22 protein-coding genes are annotated in these 19048 nt (G+C 71.9%); 13 read left to right on the top strand and 9 right to left on the bottom strand.

The window, feature by feature from the left end; all coding sequences use genetic code 11:
- Window positions 1-40: 40 nt before the first annotated feature.
- Entirely contained in the window at window positions 41-1057 is a 1017-nt protein-coding gene (locus ABD747_RS07990) for a LacI family DNA-binding transcriptional regulator (protein ID WP_344803170.1), read from the top strand.
- Here the strand turns inward: ABD747_RS07990 and ABD747_RS07985 are convergent.
- On the bottom strand, window positions 1008-1556 hold the full coding sequence (locus ABD747_RS07985) for a hypothetical protein (protein ID WP_344803168.1): 549 nt from the start codon (window positions 1554-1556) through the stop codon (window positions 1008-1010). The genes ABD747_RS07990 and ABD747_RS07985 overlap by 50 nt on opposite strands.
- Entirely contained in the window at window positions 1553-1897 is a 345-nt protein-coding gene (locus ABD747_RS07980; protein ID WP_344803166.1) for a hypothetical protein, read from the bottom strand. Before ABD747_RS07980 ends, ABD747_RS07985 begins: the two co-directional genes overlap by 4 nt.
- Before the next feature lie 182 nt (window positions 1898-2079).
- Between ABD747_RS07980 and ABD747_RS07975 the strand changes: the two genes are divergently transcribed.
- Window positions 2080-3444 carry a S1C family serine protease gene (locus tag ABD747_RS07975; protein WP_344803164.1) on the top strand — a complete coding sequence of 455 codons (1365 nt, stop codon included), beginning with the start codon at window positions 2080-2082 and terminating at the stop codon, window positions 3442-3444.
- 13 nt (window positions 3445-3457) lie between these two features.
- Here ABD747_RS07975 and ABD747_RS07970 read toward each other — a convergent pair whose 3' ends face one another.
- Window positions 3458-4549, bottom strand: a complete 1092-nt coding sequence (locus ABD747_RS07970; RefSeq protein ID WP_344803162.1) for an alpha/beta hydrolase — start codon at window positions 4547-4549, stop codon at window positions 3458-3460.
- Window positions 4550-4591: 42 nt separating this feature from the next.
- Window positions 4592-5860: an arylsulfotransferase family protein gene (locus ABD747_RS07965; protein WP_344803160.1), complete on the bottom strand. Its 1269-nt coding sequence runs from the start codon at window positions 5858-5860 to the stop codon at window positions 4592-4594.
- Window positions 5861-5966: 106 nt separating this feature from the next.
- Between ABD747_RS07965 and ABD747_RS07960 the strand changes: the two genes are divergently transcribed.
- The gene (locus ABD747_RS07960) at window positions 5967-6788 is read left to right on the top strand and encodes an LLM class F420-dependent oxidoreductase (RefSeq protein WP_344803158.1); all 822 of its coding nucleotides are present in this window, start codon (window positions 5967-5969) and stop codon (window positions 6786-6788) included.
- Window positions 6789-6808: 20 nt separating this feature from the next.
- Here ABD747_RS07960 and ABD747_RS07955 read toward each other — a convergent pair whose 3' ends face one another.
- Window positions 6809-7792, bottom strand: a complete 984-nt coding sequence (locus tag ABD747_RS07955; RefSeq protein WP_344803156.1) for a helix-turn-helix transcriptional regulator — start codon at window positions 7790-7792, stop codon at window positions 6809-6811.
- Window positions 7792-8616 (bottom strand): helix-turn-helix transcriptional regulator, encoded by an 825-nt coding sequence (locus ABD747_RS07950; RefSeq protein WP_344803154.1) that lies wholly within the window; start codon window positions 8614-8616, stop codon window positions 7792-7794. The genes ABD747_RS07955 and ABD747_RS07950 overlap by 1 nt, the downstream gene beginning before the upstream one ends.
- 224 nt (window positions 8617-8840) lie before the next feature.
- Here ABD747_RS07950 and ABD747_RS07945 point away from each other — a divergent pair, with 224 nt between their 5' ends.
- The 10 genes from ABD747_RS07945 to ABD747_RS07900 all read left to right on the top strand — a co-directional run bounded on the left by ABD747_RS07945 (window position 8841) and on the right by ABD747_RS07900 (window position 16713).
- On the top strand, window positions 8841-9500 hold the full coding sequence (locus ABD747_RS07945; protein WP_344803152.1) for a hypothetical protein: 660 nt from the start codon (window positions 8841-8843) through the stop codon (window positions 9498-9500).
- 58 nt (window positions 9501-9558) lie between these two features.
- Window positions 9559-10293, top strand: coding sequence for a glutamine amidotransferase (locus ABD747_RS07940; protein WP_344803150.1), 735 nt, complete (start codon window positions 9559-9561; stop codon window positions 10291-10293).
- Window positions 10286-12007, top strand: coding sequence for a Gfo/Idh/MocA family protein (locus tag ABD747_RS07935; protein ID WP_344803148.1), 1722 nt, complete (start codon window positions 10286-10288; stop codon window positions 12005-12007). The genes ABD747_RS07940 and ABD747_RS07935 overlap by 8 nt, the downstream gene beginning before the upstream one ends.
- A gap of 93 nt (window positions 12008-12100) precedes the next feature.
- Window positions 12101-12532 carry an organic hydroperoxide resistance protein gene (locus ABD747_RS07930; protein ID WP_344803146.1) on the top strand — a complete coding sequence of 144 codons (432 nt, stop codon included), beginning with the start codon at window positions 12101-12103 and terminating at the stop codon, window positions 12530-12532.
- A gap of 2 nt (window positions 12533-12534) precedes the next feature.
- Window positions 12535-13023, top strand: coding sequence for a GNAT family N-acetyltransferase (locus ABD747_RS07925; RefSeq protein WP_344803144.1), 489 nt, complete (start codon window positions 12535-12537; stop codon window positions 13021-13023).
- 9 nt (window positions 13024-13032) lie between these two features.
- The gene (locus tag ABD747_RS07920; RefSeq protein WP_344803142.1) at window positions 13033-14130 is read left to right on the top strand and encodes a hypothetical protein; all 1098 of its coding nucleotides are present in this window, start codon (window positions 13033-13035) and stop codon (window positions 14128-14130) included.
- A 44-nt stretch (window positions 14131-14174) separates the two neighbouring features.
- Window positions 14175-14891 carry an SDR family oxidoreductase gene (locus ABD747_RS07915; protein WP_344803140.1) on the top strand — a complete coding sequence of 239 codons (717 nt, stop codon included), beginning with the start codon at window positions 14175-14177 and terminating at the stop codon, window positions 14889-14891.
- Window positions 14892-15022: 131 nt separating this feature from the next.
- Complete coding sequence (locus ABD747_RS07910; RefSeq protein ID WP_344803138.1) at window positions 15023-15787, top strand: potassium channel family protein; 765 nt, start codon at window positions 15023-15025, stop codon at window positions 15785-15787.
- A gap of 60 nt (window positions 15788-15847) precedes the next feature.
- Complete coding sequence (locus tag ABD747_RS07905; protein ID WP_344803136.1) at window positions 15848-16108, top strand: helix-turn-helix domain-containing protein; 261 nt, start codon at window positions 15848-15850, stop codon at window positions 16106-16108.
- Window positions 16063-16713, top strand: coding sequence for a DUF1345 domain-containing protein (locus ABD747_RS07900; RefSeq protein WP_344803134.1), 651 nt, complete (start codon window positions 16063-16065; stop codon window positions 16711-16713). Before ABD747_RS07905 ends, ABD747_RS07900 begins: the two co-directional genes overlap by 46 nt.
- A gap of 36 nt (window positions 16714-16749) precedes the next feature.
- Here ABD747_RS07900 and ABD747_RS07895 read toward each other — a convergent pair whose 3' ends face one another.
- The 3 genes from ABD747_RS07895 to ABD747_RS07885 form a co-directional block, all read right to left on the bottom strand.
- A complete protein-coding gene (locus ABD747_RS07895; protein WP_344803132.1) occupies window positions 16750-17217 on the bottom strand; it encodes a hypothetical protein in 468 nt (155 codons plus the stop codon).
- Window positions 17217-17609 (bottom strand): thioesterase family protein, encoded by a 393-nt coding sequence (locus ABD747_RS07890; protein ID WP_344803130.1) that lies wholly within the window; start codon window positions 17607-17609, stop codon window positions 17217-17219. The genes ABD747_RS07895 and ABD747_RS07890 overlap by 1 nt, the downstream gene beginning before the upstream one ends.
- Before the next feature lie 167 nt (window positions 17610-17776).
- Window positions 17777-18967: a 4-hydroxybenzoate 3-monooxygenase gene (locus tag ABD747_RS07885; protein ID WP_344803128.1), complete on the bottom strand. Its 1191-nt coding sequence runs from the start codon at window positions 18965-18967 to the stop codon at window positions 17777-17779.
- Window positions 18968-19048 lie beyond the last annotated feature (81 nt).

Genomic DNA, 19048 nt, shown 5'->3' with positions numbered 1-19048 from the left:
GTTAACATGTGGATGCGGTTCCGCCGAGCGAGGAGCAAGCATGTCCGACGTCGCGCCCCAGCGGCCAGCGGTGATGCACGACGTCGCCCGGCTCGCGGGGGTATCGCACCAGACCGTCTCGCGGGTGATCAACGGCTCGACCCGGATCAGGCCGGAGACCCGGGAGCGGGTGGAACGGGCGATCGAGCAGCTCGGCTACCGTCCCAATACCGCCGCCCGCGCGCTGGTCAAGGGACGTTCCGGGATGATCGGCGTGATCGGCGTCGGCGGCGGGTACTTCGGGCCGGCGAGCATCCAGCGCAGCATCGAGGCCGCTGCCCAGCACCGGGGCCTGTTCGCCAGCACGGTGAGCGTAGCCACCCTGACCCGCAGCCTGCTGGACGACTCCGTCGAGCACCTGCGCCGGCAGGGGGTCGAGGGCATCATCATCGTCGCCGGCCAGGACGACGCCCTGGAGGTCGCGCGAAACCGCACCGCGGACGTACCGATCGTGCTGGTCGAGGGCGACCTCAGCCGGGCCCGCTGGACCGTCGGGGTCGACCAGGCGGAGGGCGCGCGGCTCGCGGTCCGGCACCTGCTGGAGCTCGGTCACCGCGAGATCGTCCACCTGGGCGGCCCGGCCGACTGGGCGGAGGCACGGGCCCGGGTCGACGGCTTCCGGCTCGAGATGCAGGCCGCCGGGCTGCGTCCGGCCGAACCGGTGCTCGGGCCGTGGAACGCGGCGCACGGGCTCGCCATCGGCAGCGAGGTGGCGGCCGATCCCGACATCACCGCGGTCTTCGCGGCCAACGACCAGATCGCCATCGGCCTGCTCCTCGCCCTGCACGAGGCGGGCCGGCGGGTTCCCGACGAGGTCAGCGTGGTGGGCTTCGACGACCAGCCCGAGGCGGCCTACCTGATTCCTCCGCTGACCACGGTCCGGCAGGACTTCGGCACCGTCGGCGTCCGCGCGGTCGACGCGCTGACCTCCGCCATCGCCGGCGCCGACGCCGGCCCGCCGGGCCTGATCAGCCCGGAACTCGTCGTCCGTCGGAGCACCGGGCCCGCTCGGCGCTGAGCCGCAAACGCGCGGCCACCGGCGAGTCGGTGACCACCACGAAACCGCCCACGGCCACGGCGGCCGCGGCACACCCGGCGTCGGTCAGCTCGCGGCCGACCAGCTCGGCCGCCACCGCCCGGCGCACGTCGGCCGAGGGCAGCTCGACCGGACCGACCCGGGTCGCCCGCCGCGTCACCAGCTCGACCTCGACGCCGCGTGGCCGGGCCACCGTGAGCAATAGAACGGTGTCCCAGGACACCGTGATCTCCTCCCCCGCCGCCAACCCGGCGATCGCGGCCAGCTCGCCGTCGCTTCCCCAGCGTCGGTCCAGGTCGTCCAGCAGCATCAGGCCGTCCTCGAGCTGTCCGGCATGCTCGGCCAGCACCTCCACCTCGGCGTCGCCGCCCAGCACGAACCGGGTGGCAGAAAAGTAGACCAGTGGGGTGACCGCGTCGGCGGCCCGCCGGCCCGCCGCCCGCGGGTGGTGACCACGAACCCTCCGTCGGCGCTCGTTCACCGCATCGCGGCCGTGATCGGGGCAGCGCTCGTCGCGGTGGCTCCTGTCGCAGTGGTCCCCGTCGCAGTGGTCCCCGTCGCGGTGGCTCCTGTCGCGCTCGCGACGGGACCGCTCGGCGCGGCGAGCGCGAGCGCCGGGCTGCCGAGCAGCAGAGCGGCCAAGCTGACCGCACCGCCGGCCCGCGCCGCGGCTGCGGCGGCGAGGCTGCGCCGGCCGGCCCGCCGCGCGGACTCCGCGTCCAGCGCCCGCCGGGACGGCGTCCGGCGCGGCGCGAGCAGGCGTTGCGCCGCCTCGACGTCGGGACTGGCGGTTCGGCGTGGACCGGTGGCGCGGCTGGGCATGAGTCCACCCAACGCTCGCGGTCTGTGAGCCGGACTCCTGTTGCCTGTGTGGCGGCTGGGAACCCGGCACGGGGCGCTCACAGCAAGCACCCAGCAAGCTCAGAGGCCGGTCACGGGCTGCCGGAGTTCTCTCGATGACCAGAGCTGTTCTCGGTCGAGAACCCCGGACGATAGGACCTGCCATGCACCGCTTCCCCGCGACCGCTGCGGACCCGGCGACCCACGGTGGCCGCAGCCGGCGCCCGCTGCGTACGGTCGCGGTCGGCCTGCTGGCGTCGGCGACCGTGATCGGCATCGCCGGCCTGCCCACGGTGGCGTCCGCGGCGGTGCAAGCCCACCCGACACAGGTCAGCAGCACGACACAAGGCGGTACGTCCACGGTCCGGCTGGCCGACTGGTCCCAGGCCGGCTGGGGGCAGGACGGCTGGGGACAGGACGGCTGGGGACAGGACGGCTGGGGACAGGGCGACTGGTCGCAGGACCAGTGGGGCCAGGACGGAAGTGGCGGCAGCTGGGGTGACCCCGGCACCGGCGGCTCCGGCGGCAGCAGCGAGGGCGGCATCGCGGTCGACTCGCAGCCGGCGACGGCGGCCGAGGCCAAGGGTGTGGTGCTGATCAACACCAAGCTGTCCTATGCGGGCGCGGAGGGCGCGGGCACCGGGATGATCTTGACGTCGTCGGGCCAGGTGCTGACCAACTACCACGTGGTGGAGGGCGCAACCGAGATCGTCGTTACGGTGGCGAGCACCGGCAAGACCTATCGGGCGAGAGTGATCGGCCACGACCAGACCCACGACATCGCCCTGCTCCAGCTGAAGAACGCCTCCGGGCTGGACACGGTGAAGACCGACGACGATTCCGTCGCCGTCGGCGACGCGGTCACCGCGGTCGGCAACGCCGGCGGGACCGGTTCGCTCACCGCGGCCGAGGGATCGGTGACCTCGCTGTCGGCGACGGTGACGACGGCGGCCGAGGGCACTGTCGCCTCGGAAACCTTGCGCAGCATGATCGAGACCGATGCCGACGTGGTGGCCGGCGACTCCGGCGGCCCGCTCTACGACGACGAGGGCGAGGTGGTCGGGATCGACACCGCCGCCTCCACCGGCTCCGAGATCGACGGCTACGCCATCCCGATCAAGGAGGCGCTGGCGGTGGTGGCCCAGATCCGGTCCGGCGATGACACGTCCACCGTGCAGATCGGTGCGGCGGCCTTCCTCGGCGTGACCCTGATCGACAACTCCGGGGCCGACAGCTCCGGGGCCGACAGCACCCAGGCGGGCGGGTTCGGCGGATGGCAGGGAGACGACTCGACCGCCGAGGGCGCAACCATCGGCGGGGTGATCGAGGGCGGTCCGGCCGCGAAGGCAGGACTGGCCGAGGGCGACACGATCACCGCGGTCGGCTCCCACGCGGTGACCACGGCCGATCAGCTGAAGAGCCTGCTGGCGACGTACGCCGCCGGCGACAAGGTCAAGATCACCTGGACCGACGCGGCCGGCACCACGCACGGCAAGTCCGTCACGCTGGCCGCCAGCCCGGTCGCCTGAGCGTGGTGACCGTTCAGCCGAGGCTGCCGATCTGCTTGAGCCAGCCGAAGGCGGCGGGCAGGGTGGGCCGGTAGGTGCCGAAGTTGTGACCGCCCGAGGTCAGCAGGATGGTGGAGACGCCCGGAGTGCCCTTGTTCTGGGCGACGAACTTCGCCGTGTCGGCATAGGGCGCGCCGTGCCAGGAGTCCCGATCCGCCGTGCTGGTCACCACCAGCAGGTTGGTCTGCCGGGCGCCGTTCTGCTTGATCAGCCAGCTGGGTGAGTTCTCCTTGCGCAGCTGCGCGTTGCCGCCGAACAGATCGCCGGTCGTGCTGTCGGTCTCGGCGGTGAAATAGCCGCCGACACTGATCGCCGCCCCGAACAGCGTCGGGTGTCGCAGCAGCAGCTTCGCGGCACAGAAGCCGCCGGTGCTCCAGCCCATCGTCGACCAGTGCGCGCCGTCCCGATCGACCCGCAGCTTGTTGATCACCGCGGTTCGGACGTCTTGATAGAGCCAGGTCTCGGCCTGCGGTCCGTTCGGCACGTTGGTGCACTCGGTGTCCCGCGGTGGGTCGATCATCAGCGGCGGCAGTACCGCGACGAACGGCTTGGCCCGGCCGGAGTCGATCGCGGCGGCGGCTTCCTTGCCGAACTCGAAGCCGGAGAACACGCCTTGCGGTGTGCTCGGCTGACCGGGCAGCATCATCACGACCGGGAACCGCACCTTCTTGAACTGGGGCTGGCCGTACTGCTTCGGCAGCCAGACCAGCACCGGCAGCCGTTCGCCGCCGGGTCCCTTCGCGCCCGGCGCACGGACCGTCACCGTGACGACCCGGCCCTGCGACCCGTCCGGTGGCACCAGGGTGCCGGCCGCCACCGCCGGCACCTCACCGCTGCCACCACCGCCGAGCAAATCGTCCCAGTTGTTGTAGAAGTCGTAGGTGTTGTTGGCCACCAGCACCACCGCGAACACCGCCATCGCCTGGCTGACCAGGATGGCGAGGAACCGGAGCCCGTGGCCGACCCATCCGTTGGGCCGGCGACGGCGGGTGAGCGCCACCAGAACGGCCAGCCCGACGGCCAGGGTGGCGGCGATGACGACCAATGCGGGCGATGTCAGCTGCACATCCGCCAACAGTACGTGCCCGCGCGCAGGTCACCCCGCGCCTCAGCGCCACGTGTCGCGGAAGCACCGGTAGGTCATGTTCGGCAGCGCGGCGTCGAACACCAGCGAGCCGTCCGGGGCGAATTCGCTGATCCGTTTCGCCGTCCCCCACCCGACCACGAGATTGCCGTTCGCGAGCAGCTCGGCGTTGCCCATCGCCGCTGCACTGAGCCGGTCCGGGTGGCTCAGTCGCCTGATCAAGGTGGCGGACCGCGCCGCCTGGTCGACGTCCAGCCACAGCACCCGGCTCTCCGATGTCGCGGTCACGGTGCCGTCGCTGCCGTTGTCGAACAAGCGGATCGTGCCCGCGGTCTCGAACCGCGCGTCGTGCTGCCAGGCGAATGCAGCGGGGCCGGCGAGGTCGAAGTCGCTGCGCCGGCCGCCGAGCCGCCACAGCACCTTCCCGGTGTCGCGGTCGACCTTGTAGAGCCCCCAGGTGTGCCGGGCCGAGACCAAGAAGTGTCCGTCCGGGGTCGGCTCGACGGAGTTGATGTGGAAGTAGTCGTAAGGCTCGTCCGGGTCCTCCGGGATCCCGGCGTAGCTCTCCGCGAGACCGACGTGGTCCAGCGAGCTCCAGTGCTGCAGCACTCGGCCGGTGGCGAGGTCGAGCTCCTCGAAGACGCCGTCCATCACCCAGCCCTGCGCCGGGCCGCCGTAGCGGGTCAGGTCCATCCGGGTCTTGACGTAGCTGGTGATCAGCGCGGTGCCCGACGCCGTGATCAAGAACTCGTGCTCGTCCGGGCTGACGCCGTGGTGCGTGCCGATGCTGGTGATCACCGTGCCGTCCGGCTCGGCCACCACCGATCGCCCGCTGCCGTACGCCGCCAGCCCGGTCGAGTCCGACTCCCACCAGCTGAGCACCGTCCGTCCGTTCCAGGACTGGGGCCGGAAGTCGGCATAGGAGGTAGCGCCGGATCTCGACCAGAGCTCCTCCCCCGCCGACGTCGCGATCACCAGTCGCGGCTTCCGCTCCGCCATGTCGCTGATGAACAGGTCTCCGGCCCCGACCGACCCCGCCGGTGTGAGCACGGTCATCGCGGACGACGCCGGCGATATCGAGGCCGCCGCCGGCGTGGGCGTGACCGTCGCGACCTTGGTCGCAATCCGGCGCAGCGGACCACCGGCGGCGAGGTCGGCGGCTCCGAACCCGGCGGCGACCACGATCCCGCCCGCACCGAGCGCCAGGAAGTGGCGACGGCTCAGCGCGGGGCGTCCCGCCTGCGGCGGGCTGTCCCGGGCTGCGGCGTCCGGATCGGAGTCTGGCGACGGCACGACTACCACCTTTGCCCGCCGGTCTGGCCGGAGGATGACGAAACGGTGTGCGTCCGCTGTGAATACCCTGACTATCGACATCCAACGCCGCGAGAGGACGCCCGCCATGCCCGGAACGCCGGAGACCGACAAGCCGTACGCCGACCGCCCGTTCCGGGTCGGGGTCCAGTTGCAGCCGCAGCATGCGGACTACGCGTCGATCCGCGCCGCCGTGGCCGGCGCGGAGGAGGCCGGCGTCGACATCGTGTTCAACTGGGACCACTTCTTTCCGCTGAACGGGCCGGCCGACGGTGCGCACTTCGAGTGCTGGACCATGCTCGGCGCCTGGGCGGAGCAGACGTCCCGGGTGGAGATCGGCGCGCTGGTGACCTGCAACAGCTACCGCAATCCCGACCTGCTGGCCGACATGGCCCGGACCGTCGATCACCTCAGCGGTGGCCGGCTGATCCTGGGCATCGGCGCCGGATGGTTCGAGCGGGACTACGACGAGTACGGTTACTCGTTCGGGACGCCCGGGAAGCGAATCGCTGCGCTGGGCGAGGCACTGCCGCGGATCAAGGCCCGCTGGGCCCGGCTCAACCCGGCCCCGACCAGGGACATCCCGGTGCTGATCGGCGGCGGCGGCGGCGAGCGCAAGACGCTCCGGTTGGTGGCCGAGCACGCCACCACCTGGCACGGCTTCGGCTCGCCCGAGACCCTGGCCCACAAGAACGCGGTGCTCGACGACTGGTGTGCCGAGGTGGGGCGCGACCCGGGCGAGATCGAGCGCTCGACCGGGGCGCACGGCTCGCCGGACGCCCTCGGCCCGGAGCTGTTCGCGCTGGGCGTCCGGATGGTGACCGTCGGCATCGACGGCCGGAGCGGCTACGACCTCGGCGCCGTCCGGGACTGGATCGCGTTCCGCGACGAGGTGAACGCCCGGGGATGACGCTGCCGGCGGCGGCGTCGTCAGCCGTCGTAGTGCGCGAGCAGGACCCGGGCCAGCTCGCGCCCCGCGCCGGCCAGCTCGGCCGGCGACACCACCCGCGCCCGGGTGCCGCCGTCCAGCAGGACCAGCCCGACCCGGAAGCGGACCGGCTCCAGCAGGTGCACGCGCAACCGCGCGGTGCGCGGGTTCTCGGCGATCACCTCCACCTGCTCGGCGTACTTCTCCACCGCCCACCGCGTCTCGTGCGGGACGATCATCTCGATCTTGGTCAGCGCGCGTTGCCGGGCCAGTAGCGCATCGAGGTCGGGCGGCGGCACGAACCGCTCGTCGAGCACCTCGAAGTCCTGCACCCGCGGCAGCAGGTACGTCCGCAGCCGGTCCTGGTCGTCGGGCGGCCCGGCGTCGATCTCCCAGCCCCGGCGGGTGCGGATCATCCGGTACGGCTCGATCACCCGATCGCGTACCCCGGGGCGCCAGGCTCGGGCATAACTGATCTTGACCTTGCGCTGCTCGCGGCGCGCCCGCGCGAACGCGCCCGGCGGCCGCTCGCCGGCCAGCGGCGGCCCCGACGAGGTGACGCCGGGGAGGAGGCCACGGCGCAGCTTCTCCACGGCCGAGGCGAGGACCTCGTTGCCCGGGTCCAGCTCGAGCTGGTTCCGGCCGGCCCGATACAGCCGGGCGAGCTCGGTCACCGGCAGGTAGTCGACGCCGAGCTCTCGCTCCGGCTCGTCCGTGATCAGCCGCACCACCGACGCCGTCGCCGGATCGTCGTCGTCGCTCTCCGCCGTCCCGCTGAGGAACTCGATCGCCGGGGGACGGCCGATCAGGTTCGGCTCGACCTGCGCGAAATCGGTGGTGTAGTAGGCCAGCAGTGCCTCGCGCACCTGCTGCGGCGTGCGCTGCACCTCGCGGGCCAGGTCCTCGATCCGCAGCCCGCCGGGATGATATTGCAGGGCGTCCAGCAGTCGCGGCAGCTCGGCGACCCGGTCGGCGAAGATCGGCATCAGCCGTCCCCCGCGACGATCGAGTGCAGCACCCCCAGCACCGCCTCCCGGGCCGCCGGCGGGCCCACCACGCGGACCCGAAGACCCAGCTCGAACAGCCGGCTGCGGAACGCCACCCGGTTGGTCACCGGCACGAGCACGCGCAGCTCGTCGCCGTCCCGGTCGACCACCCGAGCGCCGGTCATCACCCGGAGCACCTCGGGCTCGTAGTCCGCCGTGGTGCTCAGCAGCACGTCCACCGGTGGGTCCACGAGCCAGGTCATCGGGTTGAAGCTGTGCCGGGGCACCGGTTCGGGCACCGCGGCCGATCCGGGCAGGTCGATCTCGACCGACCCGGTCATCCGGCGCACCACGTACTCCTTGACCACGTCCGACTCCACCTCCCGACCACGCAACATCCAGCCGGAGGGCCCGTTGTGCAGGGTGTGCGGGTGCACGGTCCGCCGCTTGTGCCGATAGCTGAACCGGGTGAGGCAGCGCTGCTCGACGGCGCGTTCCAGCTCGGCCAGCTGGGCGGGCGGCACGGGTACGTCGGCCGCCGAACTGCGCAGGGCCTCCTGCAGCGCGTGCTGCTCGCCGGCGGTGAGCAGCAGGGCCATCCGGTTGTCCTGTGCCCGCAGCCGGTAGTGCCCCTCGGCGCCGTCGCCGCCGTCGCTGACGATGGCCCACCCGTGCCGGCGCAGGGCCCGCAGATCCCGTCGCAGCGCGGACAGCCCCGAATCCGTATCCACCGAGTAGCCGGCGATCCGGCCGAGCCGGCGTGCGCTCAGACCGCGGTCCTGGGTGTCGGCGAGCGCGATCAGGATCCGAACCAGTCGTTCCATCGCACTGCCCTGGTCTCGCCCGGCCGCGCGTGCCACGGGGATCACCTCACAGGTTCGGTCGCGCCCGATCGCCGGCCGCGACGCCGACTCGTCCCGTCGGCATTCTTGCAACGCCTGGAGGAAGCCGCCACCCACCCGGGTCCGTCGCGGTCCGACCCCGGGGGTTGTGTTCGACCCTGCCGGCACAGTGGAGGCAATCCAGCAGAGAGGAAACACCCACGATCATGAGCGCCGTCCACGCCCCGACGACGCCACCAGCCGCCCGCCGCACGCGCGGGCGGCGTCCCGTCACCTCGGCCGACGTCCGCAGTCAGGCAAAGGCCGTCGTACGCTCCCGCTGGCCGGGGCTGAACCCGGACTACGTCGGCTGGCGCACCGTTGCGCGCTATCGGACCCAGACCGCCGCCGGCCAGTTCCCCGACGACCTGGTCACCTGGACCCGTAGCGCCGTCTACGAACTCGCGGTCGAGGACCAGCGAGCCGATCGTGGGGCGACCGCACACGCGGTCGAGCTCGACGCCTTGCTGCACGAGCTGGCCCACCCGGCCGCTCGGCTGGTCGATCGTGCCGTGCTCGGCCGGGCGGTCGCCCATCTGCACCCGCGAGACATCATGATCTTGCGGCTGCTGCTCGCCGGCCATCGGCGGCCCACGGTCGCCGATCGAGTCGGCGTCGGCACCGGCGAGATCGACGCGGCCTACGGCCGGGCCAGGGCCCGGCTGCGCGCAACGATCGGCGCGGACCCGCAGCTGCAGGCCGCGCTGCGCCGTGCCCACGAACTGCTGCAACAGGCCTCGGCCGCAGCCCAGCGGCCGAGATTGCGCCCGATGCCCCGGTTCGCCCGCCGGGGCGCGCCGCCACCGCTCCGCTCCGGCGTCGCCTGACCGGGCCACGACCCGCAGCAGGCTCCGCGGCGGATCGTGGTCCACTAAGGTCGGATCCGTGAAGCCGTTCCTGTTCCTCGGGATTCGACCCGAGGACGTCGCCGCCGACGAGGAGTACGCGGCGATGCTGCGCGGCACGGGCCTGCGTGACGGCGAGTTGCATCGGGTTCGGCTCGAGCAGCGTGCGCTCGGAGACGTCGATCTGGACGACTACTCCGGCGCCATTCTCGGCGGAGGTCCGTTCCAGGTCAGCGATCCCGAGGAGTCCAAGACCGCGGTCCAGCGTCGGGTCGAGGCCGACCTGGCCACTCTGCTGGACGAGATCGTGCCGCGCGACTTCCCGTTCCTGGGCTGTTGCTACGGGATTGGCACCCTCGGCCGCAAGATCGGCGCCCTGGTCGACGGCACGTATCACGAGACCATCGGCGGCTCCTGGATCCGGCTGACCGACGCCGGCCGGGACGACCCGCTGTTCCACGTCGCTGACGCCACCTTCGGCGCCTATCTCGGTCACAAGGAGGCGATCACCGAGCTGCCGGGGGATGCGGTCGCCCTCGCCACCTCCCCCGCCTGTCCGGTCCAGGCATTCCGGGTCGGCACCAACGTCTACGCGACCCAGTTCCATCCGGAGCTCGATCTGGACGGGGTGATCACCCGGATCCGGGTCTACAAGTACGCCGGCTACTTCGAGCCCGAGCAGGCCGAGGCGACCATCGATGCCGCCCGGTCCTCGGGCGTGACCGAGGCTCCCCCGCTGCTGGCCCGATTCGTCGAGCTCTACGCCCGTGACTGACCTGGAGCCGATCCCGGCCGAGCTGCAGGCCATGATCAACACGGCCCGGCTGATCGCCACTCGGGCACACGCCGGCCAGGTCGACAAGGCCGGTCGACCCTACGTCCACCATCCGGAGCGGGTGGTGGCGATGCTCCGACTGCTCCCGACGTACGCCGCCGCGGACGTCGGCACCCGGGCCGATGCGATCGCCGCCGGCTGGCTGCACGACGTGATCGAGGACGCCGGCGAGACGACCGACTCGCTGCTGGCGGCCGGCATCTCGACCCGAGCGGCGACCGCGGTCTCCGCCCTGACCCGCCGGGACGACGTCGACGAGGACGCCTACTACGCCGGGGTCGCGGCGCAACCGATCGCCCGCCTGGTCAAGATCGCCGACCTCGCCGACAATCTCGACCCGGAACGGACGGCGCGGCTGGACCCGCAGACCCGGGACAGGCTGGCGGCGAAGTACGCGCACGCCCTGGACGTTATCGAGGTCGAGCGTTCGCTGATCGACAGCCTGCACGCGGCGTCGGTGCGACCCGGATCGCAGCCCGGCCAGCGCCTGCTCCGGGTCGGGGTGATCGGGTTCGGGCTGCGTGGAGTCGTCGCCCGTTACGCCGATCGGCCCGACCAGGGCTCGGCCGTGACCGTGGTCTGCGATACCAGCACCCGTGGCCGGCGAGACGCCCGCAGCGCGTTTCCCGACGCGTTGATCACCGGCGACCTCGAGACACTGCTGGCGTCCGGGATCGACGCCGCGTTCGTGCTCACCCCTGACGACCGGCACGAGCCGGTCGCCCTCGCCCTGCTCCGCGCCGGGATCGCGGTCTTCTGCGAGAAGCCGCTGGCCGTGACGATCGCTGGGTGTGACGCCATCCTGCGGGTCGCCTACGAGACCGGCAGCCGGCTGTACGTCGGTCACAACATGCGGCACATGCCGGTCGTGCGGCTGATGCGCGAGCTGATCGAGGACGGCCGGATCGGCGCCGTGCAGGCGATCTGGTGCCGCCACTTCGTCGGGCACGGCGGTGACTTCTACTTCAAGGACTGGCACGCCGACCGCCGGCACTCGACCGGGCTGCTGCTGCAGAAGGGCGCCCACGACATCGACGTGATCCACTACCTGGCCGGAAGCGCCAGCGCGAGCGTCACCGCGATGGGCGCACGTCGGGTCTACGGCGACGGCGCAGCGCGCCGCGATCCGGGCGAGGCGCGGATGACCGATTGGCACGACCCCACCGGGTGGCCCCCACGGACGCTCACCGATCTCAACCCGGTGGTCGATGTCGAGGATCTGTCGATGATGATCATGCGCCTGGAGAGCGGCGCGCTGGCGTCGTACCAGCAGTGTCATTTCACTCCCGACTACTGGCGCAACTACACGGTCATCGGCGACGCCGGCCGGATCGAGAACCTCGGCGACTCCTCCGGCGGCCGGGTGGCGCTGTGGAACCGCCGGCACGAGCGCTGGGCAGAGCCCGACGAGTCGTGGCCGATCCCGGACGGGGACGGCGGGCACGGCGGCGCCGACCCCGAGATGGTCGCGGAGTTCCTGCGCTTCGTCCGCGCGGGCGGCCCGACCACCACGTCGCCGGTGTGGGCCAGGCAGGCGGTGGCAGCGGCAGTCATCGCCACCGAGTCCCTCCGCGGGGACTGCTCGGCGCGAGCGGTCCCGCCGCTCGCCGACGACGTGGTCGCCTACTTCGCCGCGGGGCAGCAGCGCGAGTGACCGGCCGTCGGTAGACGCTCAACCGGCGAGACGCGTGTCCCAGCATGTGGTCGGCCCGGAATGCACCACCCGTGCGCCGCGGTTGAGCAGCGCATGAACGTTCCGGACAAGATCGTGTACACCGCTGTGGCCACCAGCGTCGGAGGCCGCCGTGGCGGCCGGGCGGCGACCGACGACGGGCTGCTCGACGTGCAGCTGACCGCGCCGAAGGAGCTCGGCGGGCCCGGCACCGGCACCAATCCCGAGCAGCTGTTCGCGGCCGGCTACGCGGCCTGCTTCAACAGCGCCGTGCTCCGGTTCGCCAAGGAGGCCGGGGTCGAGGCGAAGGAGGCATCGGTGACGGCCAACGTCGGGTTCGGGCCCGAGGGCGGCGGTTTCGGGCTGACCGTCGATCTGGAGGTCGCCGTTCCGGGGGTGGACGTGGCCACCGCCCAGCAGCTGGTCGACGCGGCGCACGAGGTCTGCCCCTATTCCAAGGCGGTACGCGGGAACGTCCCGGTGACCGCTCGGGCCGTCGCGGCCTGAGCATGACCGGCGAGCTCGAGCTGCGCCGGCTCGGCTACGACCACCCCGACGCCGCGGAGCTGACCGAGCGCGTCCAGCGCTACTACGTCGAGCTGTACGGCGGTCCGGACACCGATCCGCTGACCGCCGAGATGGTGTCACCGCCCTCCGGCGGGTTCGTGATCGGTTACCTCGACGGTGTCCCGGTGGCGATGGGCGGCTGGTTCCGAGATCCCGACGACCCGGCGGGCACGGCGAAGATCAGGCGGATGTACGTCGATCCCGGCGTCCGCCGGACAGGAATCGGTCGTCGCCTGCTGGCGGCGCTGGAGAGCGACGCGGCCCGGTCCGGGGTGCGCCGGATGCTGCTGGCCACCGGCCGCCCGCAGACCGGCGCGATCGCGCTGTACCGCCGGTCCGGGTATCTGGACGTGGAGCCGTTCGGTCACTACGCCGACAGCGACGGTGTGGTCTGTCTGGGCAAGACACTGGAGCCCGCACTGCTCCACTAGCGTGGGTCCATGCCCTCCCCCGCCGCCGTTGCCGTCCGCGGGCTGTTCCAGCGCCGGATCGCCGGCGACGAGGCCCTGCTGGGGCTGGCCGCCCTGCGCTTCCGGCAGGCCGGCATGGGCGCCGAGCTCTATGCCGACGCCCCGGAGGACCTGGAGCGGGTGCTGCGCTTCGTGCCACCCTCCGGCGTGCTACCCACCGTGCACCTGGATCGGCGGCTGGACGTGCTGACCATCGACGGGCGGGAGACGGTATCGGCATTCGCCCGGCGGTTCGCCGGCCGGGTAGCCGGGCTGGTGGTGCACGATCGGCCGGCGATGGCGGAGCGACTCGATGCGACCGCGCTGGCGCTGCGGGCGATCGGCGAGCGCTCCGGCGAGCACGGCCCGATGATCTTCCTGGAGTTCGCCGGCGGCCTCGCCCCGCCGCGCTTCGTCGACCTCGCGGCGATGATCGCCGACGAGCCGCGGGCATCGGTCTGCGTGGACGTCGGCCACGTCGGCATCCGTCAGGCCCGCCTCGCGATCAGCGAGGCGTTGGGCAGCGCCGGTGCTCCGGCGCTGTGGGACCCGGACCTGGCCCGAGTGATCGACCCGATCGTCGCGGCGACCTCGTCCGCGCTGCCGGCGGTGACCGATCTGATCGACGCGCTCGGGGCGATCGACAAGCCGGTGCACGTCCACCTGCACGACGGCCACCCGCTCACCCCCGGGCTGGCCGACCACCTGAGCTTCCTGAGCCGGGTGCCGATCCCGTTCGAGCACGAGGGTCGCTATGCGCTGTCGCCCCTCTACGGCCCCGGTGGGCTCGCGACGATCCTCTCGCACGCGCAACGGATGCGTGCCCAGCCCTCGTACACGCTGGAGATCCACCAGGTCGAGGGCCGGCTGGCGCTGCAGGACGCCCGGCCGATGTTCGCCCACTGGGTCGACCTGACCAACGCGGAGCGGATGAACTACTGGCTCTCGGTGCTCGCCGAGAACCACCTGCTGGCCTCGACCCTCCTGTCCGACCCCGTGCTGGCCGACGTGCTGGCCGACCCCGTGCTGGCCGATCCCGTGCTGTCCGACCCCGTGCTGGTCGACGGCCCGCCCGTCGCGCCGCGATGACGACCGGCGAGGACCGACCGGGCGGGCCGGATCGGACCGCGATCGTGACCGGGGCATCGCGCGGTCTGGGCGCGGTGATCGCCCGACAGCTGGCGGCGGCCGGCTGGGCGGTCGCGGTCGGCTTCCGCACCGACGCCGCGGGTGCGGATCGGGTGGTCGCCGAGATCCGGGCGGCCGGCGGCCGGGCGGCTGCGTTCGGCGGAGACGTCACCGACGAGACCGTCGTGGCGGCGCTCGTCGCCCGGGTCGAGGCCGAGCTGGGCCCGGTGCTCGGTGTGGTGGCCAACGCCACCGGTCCCCAGCCGATCGGATTCCTGCCCGAGCTGGAGTGGCGCGACTATCTCGATCAGCTGGAGTTCTTCGTGAAGAGCCCGACCCTGCTGGTCCAGGCCGCGCTGCCCGGCATGCGCGCCCGCGGCTTCGGCCGGGTGATCTTGATCGGCTCCGACATGGTCGACCGGGCCAAGCCGGGCTGGTCGGCCTACTCCGCGGCCAAGGCGGCCCAGATCGGCCTCGTCCGGGTCTGGGCCCGGGAGCTGGGCCCGGTCGGGGTGACGGTGAACCTGGTGGCGCCGGGATGGATCCCCGTCGAGCGTCATGCCGGCGCCGACACCACGGCGTACGTCGCCGACGTCCCGCTCGGCCGGATCGGCACCCCCGGCGACGTCGCGGGCCTGGTCGGCTATCTCTGCTCCGATGCCGCCGGCTATGTCACCGGCCAGCGGATCTCCGTCAACGGCGCTCACACCATCGCTCCCTGACCCAGATTCAGCCTGACCCAGATTCAGCCTGACCCAGATTCAGCCCGACCCAGATCCAGCCCGACCCAGATTCCGGGCTCCACCCGGGGCGGGTCTGAACACGGCCGGTCTCGATCCGGTACAAGTCATCCATGACCCATGTCGACGACGCCTCCGACGGCACCGCACTGCGCCGGTGGGAGCAGCACGCCGAGATCCCGCTGATGATCGGCGCGTTCGTGTTCCTGATCGTCTACGCGGTCCCGATCCTGTGGCCGCAGCTGCCGCCGGACTCCCTCCGGTGGTGCCGCTGGCTCGCATGGCTGGCCTGGGGCGTGTTCGTGGTCGACTACGTCGCACGGGCGATCCTCGCGCCGGACCGGCGCAGCTACCTGATCCGGCACTGGGCCGACCTGCTGGTGATCGCCCTGCCACTGCTGCGTCCGCTCCGGCTGCTGCGGCTGATCGCCCTGCTGAGCGTGCTGAACCGGCGCGTCGCCACTCGTCTGCGGGGCCGGATCGCGATCTATGTCGCCGGCGGCAGCCTGCTGCTCGCGTTCTGCGCGGCACTGGCCGAGCTCGACGTCGAGCGCAACGCTCCGCACGCCACCATCGTCACCTTCGGCGACGCCATGTGGTGGGCGGCGACCACGATGACGACAGTTGGATACGGCGACACGTACCCGGTGACGGCCCGCGGCCGGGTGATCGCCGTGGTCTTGATGATCGGTGGCATCGCGCTGCTCGGCACCGTCACGGCAACCCTGGCCTCCTGGTTGGTCGAGGCGGTCCAGAACGAGAAGCAGGAGGCCGTGGATCTGCGCGCCGAACTGACCGCGCTGCACGCCAAGATCGACACGATGATCGACCCCAGCGGGGCCCACACCGGCCACCACAAGTCCCACCCGGCAGACTGACGGGCCACCGATGGAGCTCGACATGGCTGATGTCGCTCGTGCGAACCCTCGACGTCTTCATTGACGAGCGCCGGGTCGAGCGGCCGGGCGGAACTGCTCTACTGTCACCCGAACACGGTGCGGAATCGGCCCCGGCGGATCCGGGAGCTCGCCGGCAGGTCGCTGACCGAGCCCCGCGATGTCGCGGAGCTCACCGCCGCGGCGTACGCGCTTCGACCGGAGGCCGCAACCCGGCTCCGGGCGGGACGCGGCACAGCTGAGAGAGGACGGTCTGGATGGTCGAGAAGGATCCGGCACGATCGATCCGGTGGTCGGCGGTGACCCGGCTCGTCCTGGCGGTCGGCGCCGGTCTCGTCGTCAGCGTGCTCGCCGGGCTGATCACGAACGCTCCGCTGGCGCTGCTGGGCGGCCTGGCCACCATGGCGCTGGTGTTCGACCTCAGCGGGGTCGCCGCGCTCTGGCCGATGAGCAGCGAGGTCACCCGAGCGAGTGTCAGCGACGAGTCGTTCCGGCCGATCGTCGCGGAGCTGACGGTGGTGGCGGTCGCCTGCGGCGGCGTCGCGGGCATCGTGGTGCTGCTCGTGCTCGGCCGCGACACGACCCGCACCGCCGCCGCGGCCGTCGGACTGGTCGGCGTGTTCATGCTCTGGGGGATGCTGCACCTGATGTATGCCGTCCGCTACGCGGACCTGTACTACTCCGACTCGGTCGGCGGCATCGACTTCAACAACGACGTGCCACCGGCGTACCGCGACTTCTTCTACTTCAGCTACAACCTCGGGATGACCTACCAGGTCTCCGACACCAGCGTCTCCGACCCCGCGATCCGCTCGGTCGTGCTCCGGCACTGCCTGCTGTCCTACCTGTTCGGCACGGTCATCCTCGCCTCGACGATCAACCTGATCGCCGGCATCGTGACATCCTGAGCGTCGCCGTAGCGGCCGCCGGGCCGTGCGGCGAGCTCAGACGACGAAGTCGATCCGGTGCTCGACGCCCCGGAAGGTGAAGGTGTCGCGGGCACGGAGGCCCACGATGGCCGCATAGTTCGGTGAGTCGGCCGACAGCCCTTCATAGCTCACCCCGTCGCACTCGAACGGCGCAGCCACCACGCCCGCCACGAAGCGGTCGCCATCGAAACCGACCAGCGCACCGACACCGACGACGTCGGTGCTGGTGCTATCGAGATCGCGCAGCCGCTGCACGCCGGCCCGCTGCTGCGCGGCCGCCTCCGCAAGCGGCGCCGCGAGGCCGAGTTCCTCCGAGGACTGAGTGGTGTCGTCGAACGACACCGTGTCGTCGGTGATGGCCTCCGACGCGTCGTGCTGGTCGTCGATGTCGGCGGCGGCGAAGCTGATCCCGCCGGCCTCCCGCTCGATCAGCGCGTCCAGCACCCGTCGCTTCAGCGCGGCGTCGATCCGCTGCGCACTCATCACAGACGTTCCTTCCGCTGTGGTTGTTCGCGTACCGGCGCGCTCGCGCGGTGTCCGAAGCTCGCCCGGTCCACGATCGCTCGCTCGATCGTCCCGTCGGCGACCAGAGCACCGGTGGCGTCCACGGCGGACACCTCGAAGACGAGCCGGCGCCCCTCCACCGGCGCGCGCAGGATCGCGCTGACCTCGACGGCGTGGCCGACCGGGGTCGGCCGGCGGTGCCGGACCGTGATCGCGGTGCCGACGGAGGTCTGCCTTGGGTCCAGCCGATCGGCGGCGACGCGCACCGTCTCGGCCTCCAGCCAGGCGATCAGCCGCGGAGTGCCGAGGACCTCGACCTCACCGCTGCCGAGGGCGGCCGCGGTGTCGGTGTCGGTCACCACCTGGCGCATGCCACCTCCTATCCTCGGTCGGGCACGATCCTCGGTCGGGCACGATCCTCGGTCGGGTCCTCAGCGTAGCTTCCGCGCCACGTCCGCGGCGTTCGGCGCGTGCAGGCACATGGATCGGCCGTCCCGGACACGATCGTGACCGGACCGCGTGCTCGGCGCCGGACCGGTCAACGCGGCCAGCCCGTGTAGCACTCGGCAAGGTAGGCCGAGGCCGCCCGAGACTCGACCACGCTGCGGAGCTCGGCCTGTTGCCGACGCAGGTCGAAGCTCGACCGCTCGACGGGCAGGTGCAGCATGCTGGTCATCCAGTACGAGAAGTGCTGGGCCTTCCAGACCCGCTGCAGAGCACGCCGGGAGTAGTCGTCGAGGTGCCGGTCGAGACCCGAGGCGAGGAACTGCGAGATCGACTCGGCCAGCACGCGTACGTCGGCAAGAGCCAGGTTGAGGCCCTTCGCGCCGGTCGGTGGCACGGTATGGGCCGCGTCGCCGGCCAGCAGCAGCCGCCCGTAGCGCATCGGTTCGCAGACGAAGCTGCGGAACCTCAGCACGGTCCGCGACGTGATCGGGCCCTCGATCAACTCCAGCCCGTTGACGTTGACCCGCGCCTGCAGCTCTGCCCAGATCCGATCGTCGGACCACGCGTCGACGTCGGTGTCGGGGTCGCACTGGAAATACATCCGCTGCATCGCCTCGGTGCGCTGGCTGATCAGGGCGAACCCGCGCTCGGAGTGGCTGTAGACCAGCTCGGGCGCGCTCTTCGACGCCTCGCACAAGATCCCGAACCAGGCGAACGGATACTCCCGGAAGCTCTGCTGCCGGCGATCCTCGGGGATCCGGTGCCGGCACATGCTGCGGGAGCCGTCGGCGCCGACGAGGAGCCGGCAGCGGATCTCGTGCCGCGCGCCGTCCGCGTCGGCGAAGCGCAGCACCGGCAGCTCCGCGTCGAGGTCGTCCACGATGGTGTCGCTGACCCCGAAGCGGACGTCGCCGCCGTCTCGTGACCTCGCCGCGGCGAGATCGACGAACACGTCGGTTTGCGGATAGAGCCAGACCGAGGAGCCGACCAGGCCGGCGAAGTCGATCCGGGCCAGCTGCCCGTCGAAACCGAGCTCGATCCCGGCATGCTGGTCACCCTCGCGCAGCACCCGATCGGAGACGCCGGTGTCCACCAGCATCCGCACGCTGTCGGCCTCGAGGATGCCGGCGCGGACGGTCTGCTCGATCTCGGTGTAGGTGCGGTCGTCCACCACCACGCTGTCGATGCCTCGGCGGGCGAGCAGGTGGGACAGCATCAGCCCCGCGGGTCCGCCGCCGATGATGCCCACGGTCGCGGTGCTCCTGGCCGGTGTCGTCGTCATGGACCCATCACACCGCGAGAATCCGTTCCCGGCGACCGCTCGGTCTCAGCGAGCCGAATCCGCGCGATCCTCGGGCCTACA

Source organism: Microlunatus ginsengisoli, assembly GCF_039537205.1.
In the GTDB taxonomy this organism is placed as follows: Bacteria; Actinomycetota; Actinomycetes; order Propionibacteriales; family Propionibacteriaceae; genus Microlunatus; species Microlunatus ginsengisoli.
Note: the sequence above shows the minus strand (reverse complement) of the source record. Positions and strands in the feature narration are given on the sequence as shown.